The 23,845-nt window shown below is 74.9% G+C and carries 18 protein-coding genes and 1 pseudogene; 4 read left to right on the forward strand and 15 right to left on the reverse strand.

Annotated features, from left to right (window positions below; translation table 11 throughout):
- From RND61_RS20975 to lipB, 4 genes are all read right to left on the reverse strand, one after another.
- On the reverse strand, positions 1-706 hold a 706-nt coding region (locus tag RND61_RS20975), incomplete at its 3' end, for a DUF4191 domain-containing protein (RefSeq protein WP_315879566.1).
- 10 nt (positions 707-716) lie between these two features.
- Positions 717-932, reverse strand: coding sequence for an SCO2195 family GlnR-regulated protein (locus RND61_RS20980; protein WP_315879567.1), 216 nt, complete (start codon positions 930-932; stop codon positions 717-719).
- 262 nt (positions 933-1,194) lie between these two features.
- On the reverse strand, positions 1,195-2,163 hold the full coding sequence (gene lipA / locus RND61_RS20985) for a lipoyl synthase (protein ID WP_315879568.1): 969 nt from the start codon (positions 2,161-2,163) through the stop codon (positions 1,195-1,197).
- Positions 2,164-2,281: 118 nt separating this feature from the next.
- The gene (lipB, locus tag RND61_RS20990; RefSeq protein WP_315879569.1) at positions 2,282-3,112 is read right to left on the reverse strand and encodes a lipoyl(octanoyl) transferase LipB; all 831 of its coding nucleotides are present in this window, start codon (positions 3,110-3,112) and stop codon (positions 2,282-2,284) included.
- A 353-nt stretch (positions 3,113-3,465) separates the two neighbouring features.
- On the opposite strand from lipB, the gene RND61_RS20995 reads away from it, so the two are divergent.
- A complete protein-coding gene (locus tag RND61_RS20995) occupies positions 3,466-5,136 on the forward strand; it encodes a regulator (RefSeq protein ID WP_315879570.1) in 1,671 nt (556 codons plus the stop codon).
- Between the two features lie 96 nt (positions 5,137-5,232).
- Here RND61_RS20995 and RND61_RS21000 read toward each other — a convergent pair whose 3' ends face one another.
- Complete coding sequence (locus RND61_RS21000) at positions 5,233-6,525, reverse strand: NAD(P)/FAD-dependent oxidoreductase (RefSeq protein ID WP_315879571.1); 1,293 nt, start codon at positions 6,523-6,525, stop codon at positions 5,233-5,235.
- A 787-nt stretch (positions 6,526-7,312) separates the two neighbouring features.
- Entirely contained in the window at positions 7,313-8,260 is a 948-nt protein-coding gene (locus RND61_RS21005; protein WP_315879572.1) for a TIGR01777 family oxidoreductase, read from the reverse strand.
- A 33-nt stretch (positions 8,261-8,293) separates the two neighbouring features.
- Between RND61_RS21005 and RND61_RS21010 the strand changes: the two genes are divergently transcribed.
- A complete protein-coding gene (locus RND61_RS21010; RefSeq protein WP_315879573.1) occupies positions 8,294-8,788 on the forward strand; it encodes a GNAT family N-acetyltransferase in 495 nt (164 codons plus the stop codon).
- Between the two features lie 21 nt (positions 8,789-8,809).
- Here RND61_RS21010 and RND61_RS21015 read toward each other — a convergent pair whose 3' ends face one another.
- Complete coding sequence (locus tag RND61_RS21015) at positions 8,810-9,328, reverse strand: DUF4240 domain-containing protein (protein WP_315879644.1); 519 nt, start codon at positions 9,326-9,328, stop codon at positions 8,810-8,812.
- A gap of 135 nt (positions 9,329-9,463) precedes the next feature.
- Between RND61_RS21015 and RND61_RS21020 the strand changes: the two genes are divergently transcribed.
- Positions 9,464-10,405 (forward strand): SDR family oxidoreductase, encoded by a 942-nt coding sequence (locus RND61_RS21020; protein WP_315879574.1) that lies wholly within the window; start codon positions 9,464-9,466, stop codon positions 10,403-10,405.
- Here the strand turns inward: RND61_RS21020 and RND61_RS21025 are convergent.
- The 7 genes from RND61_RS21025 to RND61_RS21055 all read right to left on the reverse strand — a co-directional run bounded on the left by RND61_RS21025 (position 10,396) and on the right by RND61_RS21055 (position 22,247).
- On the reverse strand, positions 10,396-11,373 hold the full coding sequence (locus RND61_RS21025; protein ID WP_315879575.1) for a helix-turn-helix transcriptional regulator: 978 nt from the start codon (positions 11,371-11,373) through the stop codon (positions 10,396-10,398). The genes RND61_RS21020 and RND61_RS21025 overlap by 10 nt on opposite strands.
- 91 nt (positions 11,374-11,464) lie before the next feature.
- Positions 11,465-14,158 (reverse strand): pyruvate dehydrogenase (acetyl-transferring), homodimeric type, encoded by a 2,694-nt coding sequence (aceE, locus tag RND61_RS21030; protein ID WP_315879576.1) that lies wholly within the window; start codon positions 14,156-14,158, stop codon positions 11,465-11,467.
- 644 nt (positions 14,159-14,802) lie between these two features.
- The gene (locus RND61_RS21035) at positions 14,803-15,432 is read right to left on the reverse strand and encodes a GntR family transcriptional regulator (protein WP_315879577.1); all 630 of its coding nucleotides are present in this window, start codon (positions 15,430-15,432) and stop codon (positions 14,803-14,805) included.
- Positions 15,433-15,576: 144 nt separating this feature from the next.
- A complete protein-coding gene (gene sucB, locus RND61_RS21040; RefSeq protein WP_315879578.1) occupies positions 15,577-17,415 on the reverse strand; it encodes a 2-oxoglutarate dehydrogenase, E2 component, dihydrolipoamide succinyltransferase in 1,839 nt (612 codons plus the stop codon).
- 59 nt (positions 17,416-17,474) lie between these two features.
- A complete protein-coding gene (lpdA, locus tag RND61_RS21045) occupies positions 17,475-18,863 on the reverse strand; it encodes a dihydrolipoyl dehydrogenase (RefSeq protein ID WP_315879579.1) in 1,389 nt (462 codons plus the stop codon).
- A 304-nt stretch (positions 18,864-19,167) separates the two neighbouring features.
- Positions 19,168-20,688, reverse strand: coding sequence for a leucyl aminopeptidase (locus RND61_RS21050; RefSeq protein ID WP_315879580.1), 1,521 nt, complete (start codon positions 20,686-20,688; stop codon positions 19,168-19,170).
- A 746-nt stretch (positions 20,689-21,434) separates the two neighbouring features.
- The gene (locus RND61_RS21055; RefSeq protein ID WP_391653832.1) at positions 21,435-22,247 is read right to left on the reverse strand and encodes an adenosylcobinamide-GDP ribazoletransferase; all 813 of its coding nucleotides are present in this window, start codon (positions 22,245-22,247) and stop codon (positions 21,435-21,437) included.
- A 68-nt stretch (positions 22,248-22,315) separates the two neighbouring features.
- Here RND61_RS21055 and RND61_RS21060 point away from each other — a divergent pair.
- Positions 22,316-23,062, forward strand: a pseudogene (locus tag RND61_RS21060) (hypothetical protein); the annotation flags it as partial.
- Here the strand turns inward: RND61_RS21060 and RND61_RS21065 are convergent.
- Positions 22,981-23,712 carry a hypothetical protein gene (locus RND61_RS21065; protein ID WP_315879645.1) on the reverse strand — a complete coding sequence of 244 codons (732 nt, stop codon included), beginning with the start codon at positions 23,710-23,712 and terminating at the stop codon, positions 22,981-22,983. The pseudogene RND61_RS21060 and the gene RND61_RS21065 overlap by 82 nt on opposite strands.
- Positions 23,713-23,845: the final 133 nt, after the last annotated feature.

A 23,845-nucleotide genomic window follows, 5' to 3' on the forward strand; every position in this document is an offset into this window, starting at 1 on the left:
AGCGGAGCCTTCCGCCGCGCGGCATGCGCATGCCCTTGGGCATGGGGCCCTTCGGCAGCGGCATGTTGCTCATCAGGTCGCCCATGGCCCGCAGCCGGTCGTTCGCCGCCGTGACCTGCGCCGCGGTCAGCACGCGCGGCAGCTTCAGCATCGTCGTGCGGACCTTCTTCAGCGGCACCTGGCCCTCGCCGTCGCCGACGATGATGTCGTGCACCGGCACGTCCACCACGATGCGGGCCATCCGCTTCTTCTCGGCCGCGAGCAGGCTCTTGAGCCGGTTCGGGTTGCCCTCGGCGACCAGGACGATGCCGGGACGACCGACCGCGCGGTGGATCACGTCCTGGCTGCGGTTCATCGCCACCGCCGGTGTGGTCGTCCAGCCGCGGCCCACGTTCTGCAGGACGGCCGCTGCCGCGCCCGGCTGGCCCTCCATCTGCCCGAAGGCCGCCCGCTCGGCCCGTCGCCCGAAGACGATCGCCATCGCGAGGAAGGCCAGCAGGAAGCCCAGGATGCCCAGGTAGACCGGGTGCCCGATCAGGAAGCCGATCGCGAGGAGGGCGCCGAAGACGACGATCCCCACGCCCGCGATGACAAGCCCGACCTTCGGGTCGGTCCGCCGGGTCATCTTGTACGTCAGAGCGATCTGCTTCAGTCGCCCGGGGTTCGCAGCGGCGTCACCGCTGTCTGCATTCGACTTCCTCGCCATGCTCTGAAGTTTACGTGTCCGACGGCGCCCGGCTCGCCGCGGCCTCCAGTACGTGCTGCGCCTCCGCCCGGGCGAGGGCCCTGCGGCGGTCCTCCAGCACGGACGACCAGGCGTTGCGGCGGGCGGTCCGCTGGCCGCCGCGCAGCAACAGCGCTTCGACGGCGCGCAGGGCGCCGGTGACGGACGGGAGGGCGTGGACGCGTACCTGCTGACTCGGGGCCTGCATGTCGGTGTCCCCCTGGAGCGGGTGAGCGGGTGTGGGTGACGCGGGGAGCCGGCGCGCCGGCGGGGGCGCCGCGGGCGGCCCGGCCCGCGTGCCCGCCGGGCGGGCGCCCGCACGGTGCGTACGACCAGTGTTACCCAACGGTGTTACCAGCGCGTGTCCGACCGGTCAAACCACGGCGACGGCCCGGCGCCGTCCGTACACCGCCGCGCAGGCGTCCACCTGCGCGGGAGCGTACGGGCCGTGCGCCGGGCCGTGCCGGACGTCACACCGCGGGCGCGGTCTCCACCGCCGCGCCGCGGGCCTCCATCGCCTGCTGGAACAGCCGTCCCGCACGGTACGAGGAGCGGACCAGCGGGCCCGACATGACACCGGAGAAGCCGATCTCGTCGGCCTCCTCCTTCAGCTCCACGAACTCCTGCGGCTTCACCCAGCGCTCCACCGGGTGGTGGCGCACGGAGGGCCGCAGGTACTGCGTGATGGTGATCAGCTCGCAGCCGGCCTCGTGCAGGTCGTGCAGCGCCTCGCTGACCTCCTCGCGGGTCTCGCCCATGCCGAGGATCAGGTTCGACTTGGTCACCAGGCCGGCCTCGCGGGCCCGCGTGATGACCTCCAGCGACCGCTCGTACCGGAAGGCGGGGCGGATCCGCTTGAAGATCCGGGGCACCGTCTCGACGTTGTGCGCCAGCACCTCGGGGCGGGACGAGAAGACCTCGGCCAGCTGCTCGGGGACCGCGTTGAAGTCGGGGATCAGCAGCTCGACCTTGGTGTGGCCGCCCTCGCGGCCGGCGGTCATCGCGTGGATCTGCCGGACCGTTTCCGCGTACAGCCAGGCGCCGCCGTCCTCCAGGTCGTCGCGGGCGACGCCGGTGATCGTGGCGTAGTTCAGGTCCATCGCCACGACGGACTCGCCGACGCGGCGCGGCTCGTCGAGGTCGAGGGCCTGCGGCTTGCCCGTGTCGATCTGGCAGAAGTCGCAGCGCCGCGTGCACTGGTCGCCGCCGATGAGGAACGTCGCCTCGCGGTCCTCCCAGCACTCGAAGATGTTCGGACAGCCCGCCTCCTGGCAGACCGTGTGCAGCCCTTCGCTCTTGACGAGCTTCTGCAACTGGTTGTACTCGGGGCCCATCTTCGCCCGGGTCTTGATCCACTCGGGCTTGCGCTCGATGGGGGTCTGGCTGTTCCGGACCTCCAGGCGCAGCATCTTGCGTCCGTCGGGTGCGACTGCGGACACGGCTGGCTCCTACGGCTTCGATTCTTCGGCGAACACCAGGGTACGCCCGTCAAAAGTGCGGCCTTACGTCTGGCCAACCTCGGGCCAGAGGGTCGCATTCCCCCAGGTCTGAGGAGGGTCAGGCGGTCGCCGCCCCCTCCGGGGCCCCCACGGGCTCCGGCGTCCTGTCGATCACGCGCGGCCGGGGCTCGGCGCTCTCCAGCACGTCCCGCAGGTGGCGCTCCACCACCGGCAGGACCTCGGCGATCGTCACCTCGCGGCCCAGCTCGTTCGCCAGCGACGTCACCCCCGCGTCGCGGATGCCGCACGGGACGATGCGGTCGAACCAGGTGTTGTCCGGGTTCACGTTCAGCGAGAAACCGTGCATCGTGACGCCCTTGGCGACGCGGATGCCGATCGCCGCGAGCTTGCGGTCCTCGCGGCGCTGGCCCGCGTTGGACGGGGCGTACTCGGGGCCGCTCAGGCGCGGGTCGAACTCCTCGTCGTTCAGCCGCGGGTCGAAGTCCAGTGACAGCCCGCCGAACGCGGGCCGCTCCTCGACCGGGTCGCCCAGCACCCACACGCCGCTGCGGCCCTCGACGCGGGTCGTCTCCAGCCCGAGCTCCGCCGTCGCGCGGATCAGCGCCTCCTCCAGGCGCCGCACGTGCGCCACGACGTCCACCGGGCGGGGCAGCTTCAGGATCGGGTAGCCGACCAGCTGGCCGGGGCCGTGCCAGGTGATCTTGCCGCCGCGGTCCACGTCCACGACCGGGGTGCCGTCCAACGGGCGCTCGCTGTCCTCGGTGCGCCGCCCCGCCGTGTACACGGGCGGGTGCTCCAGCAGCAGACAGGTGTCCGGCACCTCGTCCGCGAAGCGGGCGGCATGGACCTCGCGCTGCTTCTCCCATGCCTCCAGGTAGTCCACGGCGTCCTCACCGAACCCCAGATGGACGAATCGCAGCTCGCTCACGGCACCGTCTCCCTAGAAATGCGCGTCACGCCCCTGCCACTGTACGGCGGCCGCCGCGGAGCGGACCGCGCGGGTTTCGATGCGGGCCGGCGGACGCGGTCCGGAGGGGCGCGGGGCGGGGTGGGGACGGGGCGCCGGGCCCCGCCTGACGCGCCGGGGGAACGGGGGGCCGGAGGGACGCCGGGGCGGCGTGGGGCACCGGAGGCGGCCCGCGGGCGTCAGTACCGAATCTGACCCTCACACGATCGGATGAATATGGGGCGAAGGTGGCGGTATCGGTGCCGGCGACAGTTAAATTCGCGCCGTTCCAAGGGGGCTGACCCCGGCCCGGAAGGCAGGAGACCGCACAGCTGATGACGGATCGACCCCCGCAGCGCAACCCCAACCGCCAGCTCGCCGCACTGATCGCGGAAGCCGGATTCTCCAACGCAGGCCTTGCCAGACGGGTGGATCAGCTCGGCCTCGAGCACGGACTCGACCTCCGCTACGACAAGACCTCCGTCACCCGCTGGCTGCGCGGCCAGCAGCCGCGCGGCACCACCCCCGCGCTGATCGCCGAGGTGTTCACCCGGCGCCTCGGCCGGCGGCTGTCCGCCCAGGACCTCGGCCTCGACGCCTGCGCGCCCGTGTACGCGGGCCTGGAGTTCGCCGCCACGCCCGAGGAGGCCGTCGACATCGTCAGCGGGCTGTGGCGCAAGGACTCCGGCAGCCACACCGAGCTGCGGAAGATCGCCTTCACCCCGGCGGGCCTGGTCGTCCCCAGCCGCGACTGGCTGATCGGCCGCGCCGACGAGCACGTCGGCCGCGGCGAGCCCCCGCGCGGCGCGGGCGGCCCGGCCGGGGCGCCCCCGGTGAACGGGCGCGTCCCGGCGCAGGGGCGCCCGCCCGGCCGCGGCGTCCCCGGTACGGCGCCGGGGCCGGACGCCGGCGGCACGGCACCGTTCGGCGCGGCCGGGAGCCGGACCGGGCCGGGCGGCCCGCTCCGCGGCACCCCGGCCCGCCCGGCCGGCAGGCCGGTCCTCACCGGCCGGACCGGCCCGGCGAACGCCGCCGGGGCGCCCGCCCCGGCCGACGCCGCCCTTCCCCTGCCCCGCCAGCGGGGCACCGAGAGCGGGGCGGGGCAGCGCGTGACCGCCGGGGACATCGCGGCGCTCCGTTCGATCGGCGAGCTGTTCCGCACGCTGGACCACGCCTACGGCGGCGGCCACGCCCGGCAGGCCCTCGTCCGGTACCTGGAGCACGAGGCCGAACCGATGCTGCGCGGCAGCTACGGCGAGGCCACCGGGCGGCGGCTGTTCGGCGCGGCCGCCGACCTGACCCGGCTGGCCGGCTGGACGTCGTACGACATCGCCGCGCACGGGCTGGCGCAGCGGTACTTCGTGCAGGCCCTGCGGCTGTCCCAGGCGGCGGGGGACCGGGCGTACGGCTCGTACGTCCTGATCACGATGAGCCGCCAGGCCGTGTACCTGGGCCACGGGCGGGAGGCCGTGCAGCTCGCGCGCGTCGCCCAGCAGGGCGTCGGCTCGTCGGCGCCGCCCGTCGTCCAGTCGATGCTGCACGCGGTGGAGGCGCGGGGGCACGCCGTGCTGGGGGAGGTGCGGGCCTGCACGTCGTCGCTGGTCCGCGCCGAGCGGGCGCTGGAGGGCGCCCGCCCCGGCGAGGAGGTGCCGCACTGGGCGCGCTCCTTCGACGAGGCGCAGCTGGCGGACGAGTCCGCCCACTGCCACCTGGACCTCCGGCACTACCGGGCCGCCGCGCAGCACGCGGAGCGCGCGCTCCAGCTGTACGCGCCCGGGTACGCGCGCAGCCGCACGTTCTGCCGTGTGGTCCTGGCCGCGGCCCGGCTCGCCCTCGGTGAACTGGAGCAGGCGTGCGCCCTGGGCGCGGAGGCGGCGCGGCAGGCCGCCGACATGCGTTCGGCCCGCGCGGTGGAGTACGTCCGCGACTTCGAGTGCCGCCTGGACCCCCACCGTGACGCCCTGCCGGTCCGCGCCTACCGGGAGCGGGCGGCGGCGCTGGACTGAACGCGGCGGCGAGGCCCGGGCCCGGCCCCGGGCCCCGCCGCCCCCTGGCGCCCGGGGCAGGCCCCGGGGAGCGCCTCCGGGCGGGGCGGCCCCGGCCTACGCCGCCGCCTCCGTGCGCGCGGACGGGTTCGCCGGGGGGAGGCCCAGGTCCCGGAGGATCGCCTGGGCCGCGCGGCGGCCGGAGCGGAGCGCGCCCTGCGGGGAGCTCACGTCCCGGTGGTCGCCGCACACGTACAGGCCCGCCAGGAGCCGTACCGGGCGCCGCAGGTCGTGCGGGGCCGGCATCGCCGGTACGGCCTCCGGGTCGTGCCGTACTCCCAGGAGCTCCCAGTCCGCCGTCCCCGTGCCGTACAGCGCCGCCAGGTGCTGCCGCACCCGGGTGTCCAGGTCGTCCGGGGGCGTGCCGAGGACCGTGGAGGTGATCAGCGCCCGGCCGTGCGGCGCCCGCGTCGGGTCCACCTCGCTCATCACCGCCGTGTGCGACACCGGACCCGTCCGGTCCGCGTCCAGCACCAGCGCGGGGGCCGCCAGCGGCGCCTCGGGCGCGGTGTGGTGGAGGACCGTCACCGGGTGGAACCCCGGCACCCGCAGCCCCGGCAGCAGCTCCGCGGCGGCTCGCGCCCCCGTCGCCACGACCAGCGACCGACACGTGAACTCCCCGTGCTCCGCCGTGACCACCCGGCTGATCGACGCGTCCTTGACCCGTACCCCGGTGCGGACCGTCCCGGCGGGCAGCGCCGCCGCCATCCGCTCCGGCAGCCGCGCCGCGCCGCCCTCCGGTACGCACAGCCGCCCCCGCGCGAACCCGCGCAGCGCCAGGTCGGCGCACCGGCTGGAGGTGGTCAGGTCCGGGTCGCTGAGCAGGGCGCTCAGCAGCGGCCGCAGGAACGTGGTGACCGTCCGCGGCGGCAGGCCGCGGGACGCCAGGGCCTCCGTCGCGGCGCGCTCCCGGCGGGCCAGCAGCCGTTCGGTGGGGGTGCCGGCGAGCCGGGCCAGTGACGCGCCGAGACGGGCCTGGTCCAGTGGGCGCGGGCCGCTCGCCAGCGCCCTCGCCCTGGTCAGCGCGGACCGCGGGCCGCCGCGCACCTCGCCGGTGCGGTGCAGCCGGCCCCCGCTGTGCACCAGCACTCCGGGCTGGAACCGCCGCAGGGTCCCGACGTCCACGCCGGCGACGCGGTGCAGCTCCGGGTACGACGTGTTGAGCAGTTGCCCGGTCCGGTCGAGGCGGAACCCGTCGACGTGGTCGGTGGCCATCCGCCCGCCGACCCGCGGGGCGGCCTCCAGGACCCGTACGGCCAGCCCGGCACTGGACAGGTGGTGGGCCGCGGCCAGCCCCGCGAGCCCGGCTCCGACGACGACGACGTCCGCGTGATCTGCGGTACTGAGCACGTGATCCTCCCCGGGTGACGGTTCGGTGCGTGGGTGGCTCATGCCCTGGACGGGCCCCCGGAATGCCCGAATTCGGGGCTGGGACGCCCCGAGCGGGACCAGAGCGTAGGCCGACCCGCCGGTACGGGGGAGTCGCGCGCGTGGGGGGTCACCGAAGCACGGAGGTAGCACGCGCGTGCTGCCACGGCCCTCGGCACCGCATGTTCCGGTACGGCGCGCGGCGCCCGTGCTTCCTCCCCCCGGCCCCGGCTCCGCCCGGCGGGGAGACCCCGCACCGGGCGCCCCCGGCGGACACCGGGAGGGGAGGAGCGCCCCCGACGGGCTCCAGGGGGCTGGGGGCGCTCCCCGGGCCGGCCCGCGGGGTGGAGGCGGGTGCCGGGAAGGGGGAGGGCACGTCCGTGGGCCACGCAGGGGCGAGGGAGGAGGGCGTCCCCGTGGGCTGTGCGGGGAGTGGGAGGGGCGTACGACTCGTAGGGCCGAGTGGCCCTGTGGGCCGGGGAGGGGACGGGTGCGCCTATGGGCCGCTCGTGGAGCCGGAGGGGCGCATGACTTGTGGGCCGGGTGAGGGAGGAGGGTGTCCCCGTGGGCTGTGCGGGGAGTGGGTGGGGCGTACGACTCGTAGGGCCGAGTGGCCCTGTGGGCCGGGAGGGGGCGGGTGTCCCCGTGGGCCGCTCGTGGAGCCGAAGGGGCGCGCGGGTGTCGAGGCGGTGATCGCGCGGAGGCGCGAAGCGCTGAGCACGTTCGCCGTCTCGACACCCGCTGAAAGCGCCCCGGAGGCGGAACGAGCCTAAAAAGGGGCAGCCCGGATCGCCGATTCCACCGTCGGGAACGCGAAGCGGAACCCCGAGTCGAGGAGGCGGCGTGGCAGGACCCGCTGGCTGCCCAGGACGTCGTGGGCGAAGTCGCCCAGGGCCAGGCGGAGGGCCGGGGCCGGGACGTGGAGGACCGCCGGGCGGTGCAGGACGCGGCTCATCGCGGCCGTCACCTCCCGGTTGGTGACCGGTTCCGGGGCCGTCAGGTTCACCGGCCCCGACAGGTCCGGGGTGTCGATCAGGTGTCGTAGCGCCGCCACTTCGTCGTGCAGGGCGATGAAGCTCCAGTACTGCCGCCCGTCGCCCAGCCGCCCGCCCAGTCCCGCGCGGAACAGGGGGAACAGCCGTCCCCACGCTCCGCCCCGCGCGGCCACGACCAGGCCCGTGCGGGCGTACGCGACGCGGATGCCGGCCTCCTCGGCCGCCGCGGCCGCCTCCTCCCACGCCACACACACCGACGGCAGGAACCCGTCGCCCGCCGGGGCCGACTCGTCCACCGCGCGCGTGCCGGTGTCGCCGTAGTACCCGAGGGCCGTTCCGCACACCAGCACCCTCGGCGGCACGTCCAGGGCCGCCACTGCCTCCGCGATCGCGGCCGTGCCCAGCACGCGGCTGTCGCGGATCTCCCTCTTGTACGCCTCCGTCCAGCGCCGGTCACCGACTCCGGCGCCCGCCAGGTGCACCACCGCGTCGCAGCCGGCGAGCCCCGCCACGTCCACGTACTGCCGTTTCGGGTCCCACTGCACCTCGTCCGCGCCGCGCGCCGGCCGCCGCACCAGCCGTACCACGTCGTGCCCGTCCGCCCGCAGCGAGCGCACCAGGGCGGAGCCGATCAGCCCGCCGGCACCGGTCACGGCGACCCGTCCGCGGGGGGACGGGGAGGGGGACGCGGGGGACGAGGAGGAGCCCGGGGAAAGAGACATGACCCCATCCTGCCCCGTGGCACAGTGACGGTCATGACCCCCTCTCCCATACGCGCCGCGCGCTCCGGTGACGCCGAGGCCCTCAGCCTGCTCGACCACGCCACCTGGTCGACGCTCCACGCCGTGATGCCGCGCCCGCAGCCGCCGTTCGTCCCGTTCTTCGACGTCGACCACCGTCCGGAGGACTACCTCGTCGCGGACCTCGGCGACGGCCCCGTGGGCTACGTCCGTCTCGGTCTCGCCACCCGCCTCGCCTGCAACCGCCACGTGCGCCAGATCCAGGGGCTCGTCGTCGCCGAGTCCGCCCGCGGCCGGGGCCTCGCCCGGGCCTTGCTGCGCGCCGCCTGCGAGGAGGCCCGCCGCCGGGGCGCCACCCGGATCACCCTCCGCGTCCTCGGCCACAACGTGCCCGCGCGCGCCCTGTACGCGTCGGAGGGCTTCGCCGTCGAGGGCGTCCTGCCAGGGGAGTTCCTGCTGGACGGGGTGTACGTCGACGACGTGTTCATGGGCCGGTCCCTCACCGGCTGACCGGCCCCGGGTGCGGGCCCGCTAGCCGCCGAAGCGGTCCCACAGCCGCGGCAGCCGCTCCGCCAGCGCCGTGTCGTCGTCCACGTCGAGCGGGGTGCCCGCCGGCTCGGGCGGCTGCGGGGCGATCCCCGGGTCCGGCGCCTCCACGCCGGTGAGCTGCTCGTACGCCTCGTCCGCCGCGTACCCCAGCTCCTCGCCGTCCCCGTCGACCGCCGGGTCGAAGTCCTCCAGCAGTTCCGCGAGCGTCTCCGGGTCGTGCACCGCGCCCTCGAACACCTCCCGCCCCTGGCCGATCAGCCAGCACCGGAAGGAGTCGAACGCGTCGTCCCCGGCCCCGCCCAGCAGCACCGCGGCGGCGGCCCGCAGGTCCCACGTGTACGCGCGGGCGTACCGCGCCTCGAAGTGGCGGGCGAAGTCGAGGACGGAGTCGGGGTCCAGCCGCACCAGCCGCTCCACGAGCAGGTCGGCGTGGTCCTCGGGGTCGCCCTCGGCGGCCTCGCGGGTCGAGTCGACGATCTCCCAGAACTCCGTCTCGTCCATCACGGGACCAGCATCCGGCGCGGGGGGCGGCACCGCACGGGGAACGGCGCACGCGGGGTGTCACGCCGGGTGTCCGGAGCGGTTCTGCCGGAAAACCCGACAGGAGGTGTCGTCTTTGCGTGGGACGGTCGTACCATGACGATCCACAGCACCGAGCACCAGCAGCCCCTCGCCGGCAGGGTCGCCCTCGTCGCCGGCGCCACCCGGGGCGCGGGCCGCGCCGTCGCCGTCCAGCTCGGCGCCGCCGGCGCCACCGTCTACGCCACCGGGCGCACCACCCGCGACGAGGTCAGCGAGGTGGGCCGGGCCACCGAGACGATCGAGGAGACCGCCGAGCTCGTCACCGCGGCCGGCGGCCGGGGCGTCGCCGTCCCCACCGACCACCTCGTGCCCGACCAGGTCCGCGCCCTCGTCGCCCGGATCGACGCGGAGCAGGGCCGCCTCGACGTCCTCGTCAACAGTTGCTGGGGCGGCGACCACCTGCTCCTGCCGACCTGGGACGCCAAGATGTGGGACATCGACCTCGACCAGGGCCTGCGCATGCTCGACCTCGGTGTCCGCACCCACGCCATCACCAGCAGCATCGCCCTGCCGCTGCTGGTGCGCCGCCCCGGCGGCCTGGTCGTCGAGATGACCGACGGCAACGCCGAGTACAACAAGCGCTTCCGCGAGCAGTTCTACTTCGACCTCGCCAAGACCGCCCCGCTCCGCATGGCCTTCGCCCTCGCCCACGACCTGAAGGACGCGGGCGGCACCGCCGTCGCCCTCACTCCGGGGTTCCTGCGCTCCGAGGCGATGCTCGACCACTTCGGCGTGCGGGAGGAGAACTGGCGCGACGCCTGCGCCCGCGAACCGCACTTCGCGATCGCCGAGTCGCCCGTGTACGTCGGCCGGGCCGTCGCCGCCCTCGCCGCCGACCCGGACCGCGGCCGCTGGAACGGCCGGTCCCTCGACAGCGGGCAGCTCGCCAAGGAGTACGGCTTCACCGACGCCGACGGATCGCAGCCGGACGCCTGGGGGTACTTCCGGGACGTCGTCGACGGCGGCAAGGACGCGTCCGCGGACGACTACCGCTGATCCCGCCCGTACAGTTCCGCCATCCGCGCCGCCGCCTCCGCCAGCCGTTCCCGGAGCGCGGGCGGCTCCAGCACCTCGGCCTCCGGGCCCAGCGCCAGCAACTGCCCGAACGCCACCTCCTCGGACTCCGCCGGCAGGGTGACCGTCACCCGGCCGGCGGGGTCCGGGGGCCCGGCCGCTTCCAGTGCCTCCCGCGCCGCGGCCCGGTCCGTCACGTACGGCAGGCCGCGCGCCCCGGCCTCCGACAGGCGCACCACGACCGCCGTGCGCAGCAGGGACCGTGCGAACTGGGCGGCCCGCTCCTCCCAGAACCCCGGCAGGTCGAACGACTCGTCCCGGTCGAACCGCTCCTCGCGCGGGGCGACCCGGCTGAACCGGTCCACGCGGTACACCCGCACCGCGTCGCCGGCCCGCGCGCACAGGTACCAGACCCCCGCCTTCAGCACGAGCCCGTACGGCGCGAGCTCCCGCTCCACCTCGCCGTCGCCCCGCCGGTAGCGGGCGTCGACGAACCGGTCGTCCCACACCGCCTCCGCGATCACCGGCAGCAGCTCGGGCGTCTCCGGCTCCTGGTACCAGCCCGGCGCGTCCAGGTGGAACCGCTGGGCCGCCGTCCGGGAGGCGTCCCGCAGCGACGGCAGCAGCGCCGCCGACACCTTCAGCCGGGCCGCCGACGCCGCGTCGTCCAGCCCCATCTCGCGCAGCGCGCCCGGCACGCCCGACAGGAACAGCGCCTCCGCCTCGCTGCGGGCGAGGCCGGTCAGCCGGGTCCGGTAGCCGCCCACGAGCCGGTAGCCGCCGCCGCGCCCCCGGTCCGCGTAGACCGGGACGCCCGCCTCGGAGAGGGACAGGGCGTCACGGGCCACCGTCCGTTCGGACACCTCCAGTTCCCGGGCCAGCTCGGCGGCGGTCATGGACGGCCGGGACTGGAGCAACAACACCATCTTGATCAGGCGGGCGGCACGCATCCGGCCATCCTGCCCCGGCGGGGCCCCGGCACGCCCGTGCCCCCGGCCGCCGTCACGGCGGCCGGGGGCACGGGCGGGGGAGGGCCGGGCCTTACAGGCCGTACCGCTCCCGGGCGTCCTTCACCGCGGCGGCCGGGACCTCGCCGCGGCGGGCGAGCTGGGCCAGCGCGGCGACGACGATCGACGGGGCGTCCACGCCGAAGTGGCGGCGGGCCGCCTCGCGGGTGTCCGACAGGCCGAAGCCGTCGGCGCCCAGCGACGTGTAGTCCTGCTCGACCCACTGCGCGATCTGGTCCGGGACCTGGCGCATGTAGTCGCTGACGGCCAGGACGGGGCCCGGCGCGTCGGCCAGCGCCTGGCGCACGTACGGTACGCGCTCCTCGCCGCGCAGCAGCGCCGCGTCGGCCTCCAGCGCGTCGCGCCGCAGCTCGGTCCAGGAGGTCGCGGACCACACGTCGGCGGTCACGCCCCACTCCTCGGCCAGCGTCCGCTGGGCCTCCAGCGCCCAGTGGATCGCCGTGCCCGAGGCGAGCAGCTGGATGCGCGGCGCGCCCGCGGCGCCCGAGCCCTCCTTGAACCGGTACAGGCCCTTGACGATGCCCTCGTCGATGTTGTCGACGGCCGGCTTGGCGGGCTGCGGCATCGGCTCGTTGTAGACGGTCAGGTAGTAGAAGACGTTCGGGTCCTCGCCCGGGGCGCCCTCGCCGTACATCCGGCGCAGACCGTCCTTGACGATCACCGCGACCTCGTACGCGAACGCCGGGTCGTACGTCAGCGCCGCCGGGTTGGTCGCCGCGATGACGGGGGAGTGGCCGTCGGCGTGCTGGAGGCCCTCACCGGTCAGCGTCGTGCGGCCGGCGGTGGCGCCGACGAGGAAGCCGCGGCCGAGCTGGTCGCCGAGCTGCCACATCTGGTCGGCGGTCCGCTGCCAGCCGAACATCGAGTAGAAGATGTAGAACGGGATCATCGGCTCGCCGTGCGTGGCGTACGCGGTGGACGCGGCGATGAAGTCGGCCATCGAGCCGGCCTCGGTGATGCCCTCGTTCAGGATCTGGCCGTCGACGGCCTCCTTGTAGTACATGAGCTGGTCGCGGTCGACCGGCTCGTACGTCTGGCCCTTCGGCGAGTAGATGCCGAGCGACGGGAACAGCGACTCCATGCCGAACGTACGGGCCTCGTCCGGGACGATCGGCACCCAGCGCTTGCCGGTCTCCTTGTCGCGGACCAGGTCCTTGATGAGGCGGACGAACGCCATGGTCGTCGCGACGGCCTGCGAGCCGGAGCCCTTGTCGAACGCGGCGAACGCCTTCTCCGCCGGGGCCGGCAGGGGCGCGACCGGGTGGACGCGGCGGGCCGGGGCGGGGCCGCCGAGCGCCGCGCGGCGCTCCTGGAGGTAGCGGACCTCGGGGGAGTCGGCGCCCGGGTGGCCGTACGGCACCAGGCCGTCGGCGAAGGCGCTGTCCGGGATGGGCAGGCCGAGGCGGTCGCGCATGTCCTTGAACTCGTCCACCGACAGCTTCTTCATCTGGTGGTTGGCGTTCTTGGACGCGAAGCCCTTGCCGAGGGTGTGGCCCTTCACGGTCTGGGCGAGGATCACCGTCGGCGCGCCCTTGTGGCTCAGCGCGGCCTTGTACGCGGTGAAGACCTTGCGGGCCTCGTGGCCGCCGCGCGAGTAGTGGAAACACTCGATGATCTTGTCGTCGGACAGCAGCTTCGCCATCTCGGCGAGGACCGGGTCCTTGCCGAAGAAGTCCTCGCGGATGTAGGCGGCGTCGCGCGTCTGGTACGTCTGGACCTGCGCGTCCGGGACCTCGCGGAGGCGGCGGACGAGGGCCCCGGTGGTGTCGAGCTGGAACAGCTCGTCCCAGGCCGTGCCCCACAGGGTCTTCACCACGTTCCAGCCGGCGCCGCGGAACTGGGCCTCCAGCTCCTGCACGATCTTGAAGTTGGCGCGGACCGGGCCGTCGAGGCGCTGCAGGTTGCAGTTGATGACGAAGGTCAGGTTGTCGAGGCCCTCGCGCGCGGCGAGCGCGAGCGCGGCGGTCGACTCGGGCTCGTCCATCTCACCGTCGCCGAGGAACGCCCACACGTGCGAGGCGGAGACGTCCTTGATGCCGCGGTTGGTGAGGTAGCGGTTGAACCGCGCCTGGTAGATGGCGGAGAGCGGGCCCAGACCCATGGAGACGGTCGGGAACTCCCACAGCCACGGCAGCCGGCGCGGGTGCGGGTAGGAGGGCAGGCCGTGGCCGCCGGCCTCCTGGCGGAAGTTGTCGAGGTGCGCCTCGGTGAGGCGGCCGTCGAGGAAGGCGCGGGCGTAGATGCCGGGGGAGGCGTGGCCCTGGATGAAGAGCTGGTCGCCCGAGCCGTCCCGCTCCTTGCCGTGGAAGAAGTGGTTGAAGCCGGTCTCGTAGAGCCAGGCGGCGGAGGCGAAGGTGGCGATGTGGCCGCCGACGCCGTACTTGGAGCCGCGGGTCACCATGGCGGCGGCGTTCCACCGGTTCCAGGCGGTGATGCGGGCTTCCAGCTCCTCGTCGCCGTCGAAGCCGTAGCCGGCCTCGGCGGCGGTCGGGATCGTGTTGACGTAGTCCGTCTCCAGCAGCTTCGGCAGCGCCAGACCGGCGTCCTGGGCCCGCTCCAGGGTGCGGCGCATCAGGTACGCGGCACGGTGCGGCCCCGCCGCGGCGGCCACGGCGTCCAGGGACGCCTGCCACTCGGCGGTCTCCTCGGGGTCGCGGTCCGGGAGCTGGTCGAGCTCGCTCGGCTGGATGCGGGTGGGGTCGGTCATAATCGCCGCCTTCCGGAGTCGAAGGGGTGGGGAGCCCTTGGTCTTGGCAGGACAGGGCGAGGGGACCTCTGTTGAAGTCCGTCGATGACTGTACGACCGTGATCGATGATCGATCAAAGGGCGAGCGGCAAAATCTTATGTCAACGGGCAAAGTCGGCATTGGGTGCCATGATTTTGGGCACCCGGTGCCGTGTTTTCTTAGGGAAGGGTGATCGTTTGAGCGCACCCGCCGCAGAATGAGCGCATCGCGCGCGGGGGTGCCGGTCCGGCTCGGGCGGACGCGGGCGGCGAGGGAAGGCGGGTTCGAGGTTGGCGCGCGGCGCGGGAGGGCCACCGGGGCTGCGCGCGCGGCGCGGGAGGGCGGTCCGGGGGCACGCGGGTCGGGCGGGAGGGTCGCCGGGGGTGAGGAGGGTCGCCCGGGGCTACGCGCGCGGGGCGGGAGGGCGGTCCGGGGGCACGCGGGTCGGGCGGGAGGGCCGCCGGGGGTGAGGAGGGTCGCCCGGGGCTGCGTGGGCGGGAAGCGCGGGCGCTTGCATCCCTTGTTTACGACGCAGGGTTGCCCGGGGCGGAGGGCGGTCCGAGGCCGCGCGCGTCGGTCGGGAGGGCGGGTCCGGGCTCCGCGCGCGGCGCGGGGACCGGCGGGGCTACGCGCGGGGGGCGCAGCCCAGGACGTGGGCCTTGACGAGCGTGCCGATCTCCGGGTCCCGGCGGCGGAACGCCGCCACCAGGTCCTGGTGCTCCTGGGCGTACTCCTTCTGGACCGTGCCGAGCCAGCGGATCGACAGGGCCGTGAAGACCTCGATGCCCAGGCCCTCCCAGGTGTGCAGGAGCACCGCGTTGCGCGCGGCGCGGACCAGCTCGCGGTGGAAGGCGACCGTGTGCCGCACCTGCGCCGTCCCGTCGCCGTGCGCGTCCGCCTCGTACAGCGCCGCCACGTGCGGCTCCAGCGCCGAGCAGTCCTCCGCCAGGCGCTCCGCCGCCAGCTCCGCGGCGATCTGCTCCAGGCCCGCCCGGACCGGGTACGACTCCTCCAGGTCCGCCGCGGACAGGTTCCGCACCCGGACGCCCTTGTTCGGCGCCGACTCGATCAGCCGCAGGCTCTCCAGCTCCCGCAGCGCCTCCCGCACGGGGGTCTGGCTGACCTGGAGCTCCGTCGCGATGCGGCGCTCCACGATCCGCTCGCCCGGCTTCCAGCGGCCGCTGACGATCCCCTCCACGATGTGCTCGCGGATCTGTTCCCGCAGCGAGTGCACGACGGGGGGCGGGGTGGTCATGGAGGGGGCTCCTTCGCTGCCGCGGCGGTCGACGCCATCGCCGCCATTATTCCGCCCGGAACGGGCCGGACGACGACGGCGCCCCCGCGCCGGGCAACTGCCGGGCGGGGGCGCCGCGTTGGACGTACTGGCCGCCGATGGGGCCTACAGGCCGAGGTCGACCTCGAACTCGCCGGCCTCCAGGATCGCCTTGACGGCGCCCAGGTAGCGGGCGGCGTCCGCGCCGTCGACCAGGCGGTGGTCGTACGACAGCGTCAGGTACGTCATGTGGCGCACGGCGATCGTCTCGCCGAGCTCCGGGTGGTCGACGACGACCGGGCGCTTCACCGTGGCGCCGATGCCCAGGATGGCGACCTGGTTCGGCGGGACGATGATCGTGTCGAACAGCGCGCCGCGCGAGCCGGTGTTGCTGATGGTGAACGTCGCGCCGGCCAGCTCGTCCGGAGTGATCTTGCTGGCCCGGACCTTGGCGGCCAGGTCGGCCGTCGCCTTGGCGATGCCGGCGAGGTTCAGGTCGCCCGCGCCCTTGATGACCGGCGTCATCAGACCCTTCTCGGAGTCCACGGCGATGCCGATGTTCTCCGAGTCGAAGTACGTGATGGTGCCCTCGTCGTCGTTGATCCGGGCGTTGATGACCGGGTGGGCCTTCAGCGCCTGGGCCGCCGCCTTGACGAAGAACGGCATCGGGGAGAGCTTGACGCCCTCGCGGGCGGCGAAGGCGTCCTTCGCCCGGGCGCGCAGCCGCATCAGCTTGGTGATGTCGACCTCGACGACCGAGGAGAGCTGGGCCTGGCCGTGCAGCGCCTTCATCATGTTGTCGCCGATGACCTTGCGCATGCGGGTCATCTTGACCGTCTGGCCGCGCAGCGGGGACGCCTCCGGCGCCGGCGCCTTGGCGGCCGGAGCCGCGGCGGGGGCCGGAGCGGCCGGGGCCTTGGCGGCCTCGGCGGCGGCGAGGACGTCCTGCTTGCGGATGCGGCCGCCGACGCCGGTGCCCTTGACGGACGCCAGGTCGACGCCGTGCTCGGCGGCGAGCTTGCGCACCAGCGGGGTCACGTACGCGCCCTCGTCCGTCGCCTGGGCGGCGGCGGGAGCGGCCGGGGCGGGCTGCGCCGGAGCGGGGGCCGGAGCCGGGGCCTCAGCGGGAGCCGGAGCCGGGGCCTCGGCGGGGGCCGGGGCGGGAGCCGCCTCAGCGGGAGCCGGAGCCGGGGCCTGGGCGGGAGCCGCCGGAGCGGGGGCCGGAGCCGGGGCCTCAGCGGGAGCCGGAGCCGGGGCCTCGGCGGGGGCCGGGGCGGCCTGGGCCGGGGCGGGAGCCGGAGCGGCACCGGCGGCGCCGATGACTCCCAGCTTGGCGCCGACCTCGGCGGTCTCGTCCTCACCGACGGTGATCTCCAGCAGCGTGCCGGAGGCCGGGGCGGGGATCTCGGTGTCGACCTTGTCGGTGGAGACCTCGAGCAGCGGCTCGTCGGCCTCGACCGACTCGCCGACCTGCTTCAGCCAGCGCGTGACGGTGCCCTCGGTCACCGACTCGCCCAGCGCGGGCAGGACGACCTCGGTGCCCTCGGCCGAACCACCGCCGGCGGCGGCCTCGGCGGTCGGGGCGGGAGCCGGGGCCTCCGCCTCGGGCGACGGGACGGCCTGCGGGGCCTGCGGGGCTTCCTGGGCCGGGGCCTGCGGAGCCTGCGGGGCCTCCTGGGCAGGAGCCTCGGCGGCGGCCGGGGCCGGGGCGGCGGCGGGGGCGCCCGTACCGTCGTCGATGACGGCCAGCTCGGCGCCGACCTCGACGGTCTCGTCCTCGGCGACCTTGATGGAGGACAGGACGCCGGAGGCGGGAGCGGGGATCTCGGTGTCGACCTTGTCGGTGGAGACCTCGAGCAGCGGCTCGTCGGCCTCGACGCGCTCGCCCTCGGCCTTCAGCCAGCGGGTGACGGTGCCCTCGGTGACGCTCTCGCCGAGCGCCGGCAGGGTTACGGAAACCGGCATGGTTTCACTTGCTCCTAACGAACTTGTGCGGTAAGTGGTCGCGCCCGGTGACTGGTACGTCAGTCGTGGGAGTGGAGGGGCTTGCCCGCGAGGGCCAGGTGAGCCTCGCCGAGCGCCTCGTTCTGCGTCGGGTGGGCGTGGATGAGCTGGGCCACCTCGGCCGGCAGGGCCTCCCAGTTGTAGATCAGCTGGGCTTCGCCGACCTGCTCGCCCATGCGGTCACCGACCATGTGGACGCCGACCACGGCACCGTCCTTGACCTGGACGAGCTTGATCTCGCCCGCGGTCTTGAGGATCTTGCTCTTGCCGTTGCCCGCGAGGTTGTACTTCAGCGCGACGACCTTGTCCGCGCCGTAGACCTCCTTGGCCTTGGCCTCGGTGATGCCCACGGAGGCGACCTCGGGGTGGCAGTACGTCACCCGCGGCACGCCGTCGTAGTCGATCGGGACCGGCTTCAGGCCGGCCAGCCGCTCCGCGACCAGGATGCCCTCGGCGAAGCCGACGTGCGCGAGCTGGAGGGTGGGGACGAGGTCGCCCACGGCCGAGATCGTCGGCACGTTGGTCCGCATGTACTCGTCGACCAGGACGTAGCCGCGGTCCATGGCGACGCCCTGCTCCTCGTAGCCCAGGCCCTGGGAGACCGGGCCGCGGCCGATCGCGACCAGCAGCACCTCGGCCTCGAAGGTCTTGCCGTCCGCCAGGGTGACCTTGACGCCGTTCTCGGTGTACTCGGCGCTCTGGAAGAACGTGCCGAGGTTGAACTTGATGCCGCGCTTGCGGAAGGCGCGCTCCAGGAGCTTCGAGCTGTTCTCGTCCTCGACCGGGACCAGGTGCTTCAGGCCCTCGATGATCGTGACGTCCGTGCCGAAGGACTTCCACGCGGAGGCGAACTCGACGCCGATGACACCGCCGCCGAGGATGATCGCGGACTCCGGGACGCGGTCCAGGGTCAGCGCGTGGTCCGAGGACAGGATGCGGTTGCCGTCGATCTCCAGGCCGGGCAGCGACTTCGGCACGGAACCCGTGGCGAGCAGGACGTGGCGGCCCTCGACGCGCTGGCCGTTCACGTCGACGGAGGTCGGGGAGGAGAGGCGGCCCTCGCCCTCGATGTACGTCACCTTGCGGGAGGCGACCAGACCCTGCAGGCCCTTGTACAGGCCCGCGATCACGTCGTCCTTGTACTTGTGGACACCCTTGATGTCGATGCCCTCGAAGGAGGTCTTGACACCGAACTGGTCCGCCTCGCGGGCCTGGTCGGCGATCTCACCGGCGTGGAGCAGGGCCTTGGTGGGGATGCAGCCGTTGTGCAGGCAGGTGCCGCCGAGCTTGTTCTTCTCGATGAGTGCGACGTCCAGGCCCAGCTGCGCACCTCGCAGGGCCGCGGCGTAACCGCCACTACCACCGCCGAGGATCACTAGGTCGAAAACGGTGCTGGCGTCGTTCGCCACGTCACGTCCTCCATGCATGTGCGCCGGTCGCCGGTCCTCGGGGACTGGCGGCGGCTGGTGTTCGGCCGCTGTCTCTTCGGCCCTGTGGTGGGGGCCCTGTCCTGCCGGGAACCCATCTTCGCACTTGTCGCGGGAGTGCGGGACGCGGGGCCGGTTCCTGAGACGCGCCGACGGGACGCGAACGGCCCCGGACGGGTGACGTCCGGGGCCGTTCGCCGGAGGCCGCCCGGGGCGGCCGCGACGCGGGGTCCCTTCGCTGCCGGCCCACCCCTGGGCCGGCAGCCCTCCCCGGGACCGGCCGGCGTCAGCCCAGGTCGCCCTCCGCGGCGCGCTCCGCCAGCCGCACCAGGGTGCGCACCGCCGAACCGGTGCCGCCCTTCGGGGTGTAGCCGTACGGGGCGGCCTCGTTGAAGGCCGGACCGGCGATGTCCAGGTGCGCCCAGATGATGCCCTCGCCGACGAACTCCTTCAGGAACAGGCCGGCCACCAGGCCGCCGCCCATGCGCTCGCCCATGTTGGCGATGTCGGCGGTGGGGGAGTCCATGCCCTTGCGCAGCTCCGCCGGGAGCGGCATCGGCCAGGACTGCTCGCCGACCTCCTCGGCGATCTCGTGGATCGCGGTGCGGAACGCGTCGTCGTTCGCCATGATGCCGAACGTGCGGTTGCCGAGCGCGAGGACCATCGCGCCGGTCAGGGTCGCCACGTCGACGATCGCGTCCGGGTTCTCCTCCGAGGCGCGGGTGAGCGCGTCGGCCAGCACCAGGCGGCCCTCGGCGTCGGTGTTCAGCACCTCGACGGTCTTGCCGCTGTACATGCGCAGCACGTCACCCGGGCGGACGGCCGAGCCGGACGGCATGTTCTCGGCGAGCGCCAGCCAGCCGGTGACGTTGACCGGCAGGCCGAGCCGGGCCACGGCCACGACCGCGGCGAACACGGCGGCGGCGCCGCTCATGTCGCACTTCATGGTCTCGTTGTGGCCGGCCGGCTTCAGGGAGATGCCGCCCGAGTCGTACGTGATGCCCTTGCCGACCAGGGCGAGGGTCTTCTCCGCGTCCGGGTGGGTGTAGGCGAGCCGCACCAGGCGCGGCGGGTTCTGCGAACCGGCGCCGACGCCGAGGATGCCGCCGTAACCGCCCTTGGCGAGCGCCTTCTCGTCGAGCACCTGGACCTTGACGCGGTTCTCCTTGCCCGCCGCGGCGACGACGGCGGCGAACGCCTCGGGGGTCAGGTCGTTCGGCGGGGTGTTGATCAGGTCGCGGGCGCGGTTGACCTCCTCGGCCACCGCGAGCGCGCGCTCCGCGGCGGCCTTGGCCGCCTTGTCGCGCGGCTTGGCACCGAGCAGGACGACCTCGGCGAGCGGGCCCTTGGCGTCCTTGCCCCGCTCCTGGTAGGCGGTGAAGGCGTACGCGCCGAGCAGCGCGCCCTCCGCGACGGCCGACACGTCCTCCGTCGCCTCGACGGGCAGGGCGAAGCCGGCCTTCTTGACACCGGTCAGGGCGCGGGCGGCCGAACCGGCGGCGCGGCGCAGCGCCTCGGCGTCGTACGCCTCGTCCTTCTCGGGCGCCCGGCCGAGGCCGACGGCGAGGACGAGCGGCGCCTTCAGGCCGCCGGCGGACGGCACCTTGGTCACCTCGCCCTCGGCACCCGACGCGCCGAGGGTCTCCAGGACGGCGGCGAGCTTCCCGTCGAACGCCGAGTCCACGGCCTCGGCGCCCGGGGCGACGACGAGCCCCTTGCCGCCGTCCGCCGCCTTGGCGACACCGACCACGAGGGCGTCGGCGCGCAGCGTCGCGGCACCGGCGGTGCTGAGAGTGAGAGCAGTCACGGTGGTGAAATCTCGCTTCCGTTGAGTTCTTTGGCGGTCGAGGGGTGGGCCGACCGTGCCCGCCGCATGGTAGATCGGCCCGCGGGCGCGGCGGGCACGAGCCTACGCGCGCGTAGGGGCTTCGCTCACGAGGGCGGCCGTTCACCCGTGCGGGGGCCTCCCTGCCATGGTGCGCGGAGCGGCCCGCGGGAGCCGCGTCGGGCTCCCGCGTTCGGGCGAGCCGCCCGCGCACCCGCGCGCGCCGTCCCCGAGGGCCCTTGCGGCGCGGGCCCGCCGCGCGGGAGCACCCGCGGGGGGAGGGGCGGGGGAGCAACGCCCGCGCGCCGCCGCGCAGTCGGGGCGCGGCGCACCCGTGACCCCCGCGCACGGGAGCACCCCGCGGCAGCCGTTCACCGCGCTCGACAAGGTCTGCCGTGACCCCCGCGCGCGGGAGCATCCCGCGATGCCGGCCAGGACGTGCCGGACACGGCCCTGCCCCTCGCCCGGGGCACCCCGCCGGGGTGAACCGGTCCGGGTGCGCGAGCGGCCCGGCCCCCGCGCCGACCCCGCCCACCCGACGGCCCGACCCCGCCCACCCGACGGCCCGATCCCGTCCGACCGACGGCCCGATCCCGTCTGACCGACGGCCCGGCCCCCGGGCGCACGGGAACGCGCGAACCTCCGGCCTCACCCTCCAGCAACTACGGGGCCGACCCCCGCGCGCACGGGAACGCGCGACAGAGGGCCTTCGCCCTGTTGAGCGTCCGTCAGCCCAGGGTCAGGGCCACCAGGGCGGCGGTCGCCGCCGCCTCCGCGACCGCACCGAACACGTCCCCCGTCACCCCGCCGAACCTGCGCACGCACCGGCGCAGCAGCAACTCCGCCACGCCCAGCGCGACCAGCGCGCCCAGCGCGTGGCGCAGCGCTCCGTACGCCCCGGCGGGCGCCCCGGACAGCGCCCCGGCGCCCGCGCACGCGCCCACCACCAGCACGCCCGCCACCAGCGCGGCGCGCGCCGGCACGGTGCCCGCGACCACCGCGCCCAGCCCCTCGGGGCGGGCCGCCGGTACGCCGGTGCGGGAGGCGAGGGTGAGCGCGAGCCGGGCGACGGTACCGGCGAGGACCGCCGCGACGGCACCGCGCGCCCATCCCCCGTCGTACAGCCGGTGGAGCGCCGCCACCTGGGCGAGCAGCACGAGGAGCAGCGTGACGACGCCGAACGGCCCGATGTCCGACCGCTTCATGATCCGCAGTGCGTCCTCGGCCGGCTTGCCGCTGCCGAGTCCGTCGGCCGTGTCGGCGAGCCCGTCCAGGTGGAGCCCCCGGGTGAGCACGGCGGGCACGGCCGCCGAGGCGACGGCGGCGAGCAGCGGGCCCGCGCCGAGCAGCAGGAGCACCACGCCGGCCGTTGCCGCGCAGAGGCCGACGACCAGCCCGGCGACGGGCGCGCACAGCATGCCGGAGCGGGCGGCGTCCCGGTCCCAGCGCGCGACCCGGGCGGGCAGGACGGTGAGCGTGCCGAAGGCGAAGCGCAGGCCGTGGAGGCGCGGGAGGGCGTCGGTGGTCGTCACCGCGCGCACACTAGTCGCCGCCGGACGCGCCCCCGCCCGGTAGATTACGCATAACGCCTGATTACGGACGAGGTGGCATGGGTCACTGGTTCACCCGCGACATCGTCGAGCCGGGCAAGCTGCCGTTGCTCCTGGCGCTGTCCTCCTTCGTGCTGACGTTCCTGGTCACCCGGACCGTCACCCGGCTCATCCGCGCCGGCCGGGGCCCCTTCCGGAACGTCACCACCGGCGGCGTCCACGTCCACCACGTGGTCCCCGGCGTCGTCCTCACCCTGATCGGCGGCTTCGGCTCGGTCGGCGCGCGGGGGGACGTGGCCGCCGCCGTCTGCGCGCTGGTCTTCGGGGTGGGCGCCGGGCTGGTCCTCGACGAGTTCGCCCTGATCCTCCACCTCGCCGACGTGTACTGGACCGAGCAGGGCCGCAAGAGCGTGGAGGCGGTCGTCCTCACCGCCGCGCTCGTCGCCCTCGTCCTGGGCGGCTCCTCGCCGTTCGGCGTGGACTCCCTGACGCCGGAGGAGCGGCGGGACCGGGCGCAGGTCTTCGTCACGGCCGGGACGAACCTGCTCTTCGTGGTCGTCGCCCTGCTGAAGGGCAAGTTCCGCATGGCCGTCATCGGGGCGCTCGTGCCGTTCGTCGCCGTCGTCGGCGCCCTGCGGCTGGCCCGCCCCGACTCGCCCTGGGCGCGGCGCGCCTACCGCAACCGGCCGCGCGCCCGGGCCAGGGCCGGACTGCGGGCCCACCGCTACGACCGGCGCTGGGCGCGGTTCACCCGCTGCTTCCACGAACTGGTCGGCGGCTTCCCCGCCCGCGTGCCGCCCCCGCCCGGCGGGGACGGCGACCCGCCCGCGGGCCCCGGCCCCTGACGCGAGCGCCGACGCCACGCCGACACCCCGTACGCGGCCACGGCCGCCGCGAGGGCCGCCAGGTGCTCCTTGCCGGCCAGGTTCGGCTTGACGACCACCTCGACGACCATGGCGACGATCACCAGCCACCCCGTCAGCCACGCCCGGTACCGCCAGCACACGAACACCGCCAGCCCCACCACGGCCGCCGACGGGCCCGTGTCCACCACCCCCGCGTCCGAGGCGGGCAGCCCCAGCAGCGGCGTCCCCGGGCCCAGCGCGACGCCGAGCCGCGCGTACGCCGTCCCGGCCAGCGTCGCCGCGTACGCGACGGTCAGCGTCCGCGCCCGGCCCAGGCAGGTCTCCGCGATCCCGAACACGACCAGGACCTGCGCCAGCGCCCCCCACACCGGCAGGTCGAGCGCCGGTACGAACAGCGACAGCGGCGTCCGCAGCAGCGCCGCCCACACCGGGTCCTCGGCCCGCACCGCCCCGATCGCCCGCACCGGCCCATACCCCCACGGCTGGTTCTGCACCAGGTGGAACAGCGCCGTCAGGCACACCGCGCCCAGCGTCAGCGGGACGGCCCGCCACCCGCGTCCGGCCGGTGCCGCCCGGACGGCCCCGGCCAGCGGCCCCCACTCGCGGCGCGCGAACCGCCGTACGGCCGGACCCGCCCGGCGGCCCCCGGCCGCGGCGTCGGCGCGGGGCGCGCGGCGGCGCCGCGGCAGGGCTGTTCGTTCGGCGGTCAACCGGATCTCCCCA

It is taken from the genome of Streptomyces tamarix (genome assembly GCF_032423885.1).
Taxonomy (GTDB): Bacteria; Actinomycetota; Actinomycetes; order Streptomycetales; family Streptomycetaceae; genus Streptomyces; species Streptomyces tamarix.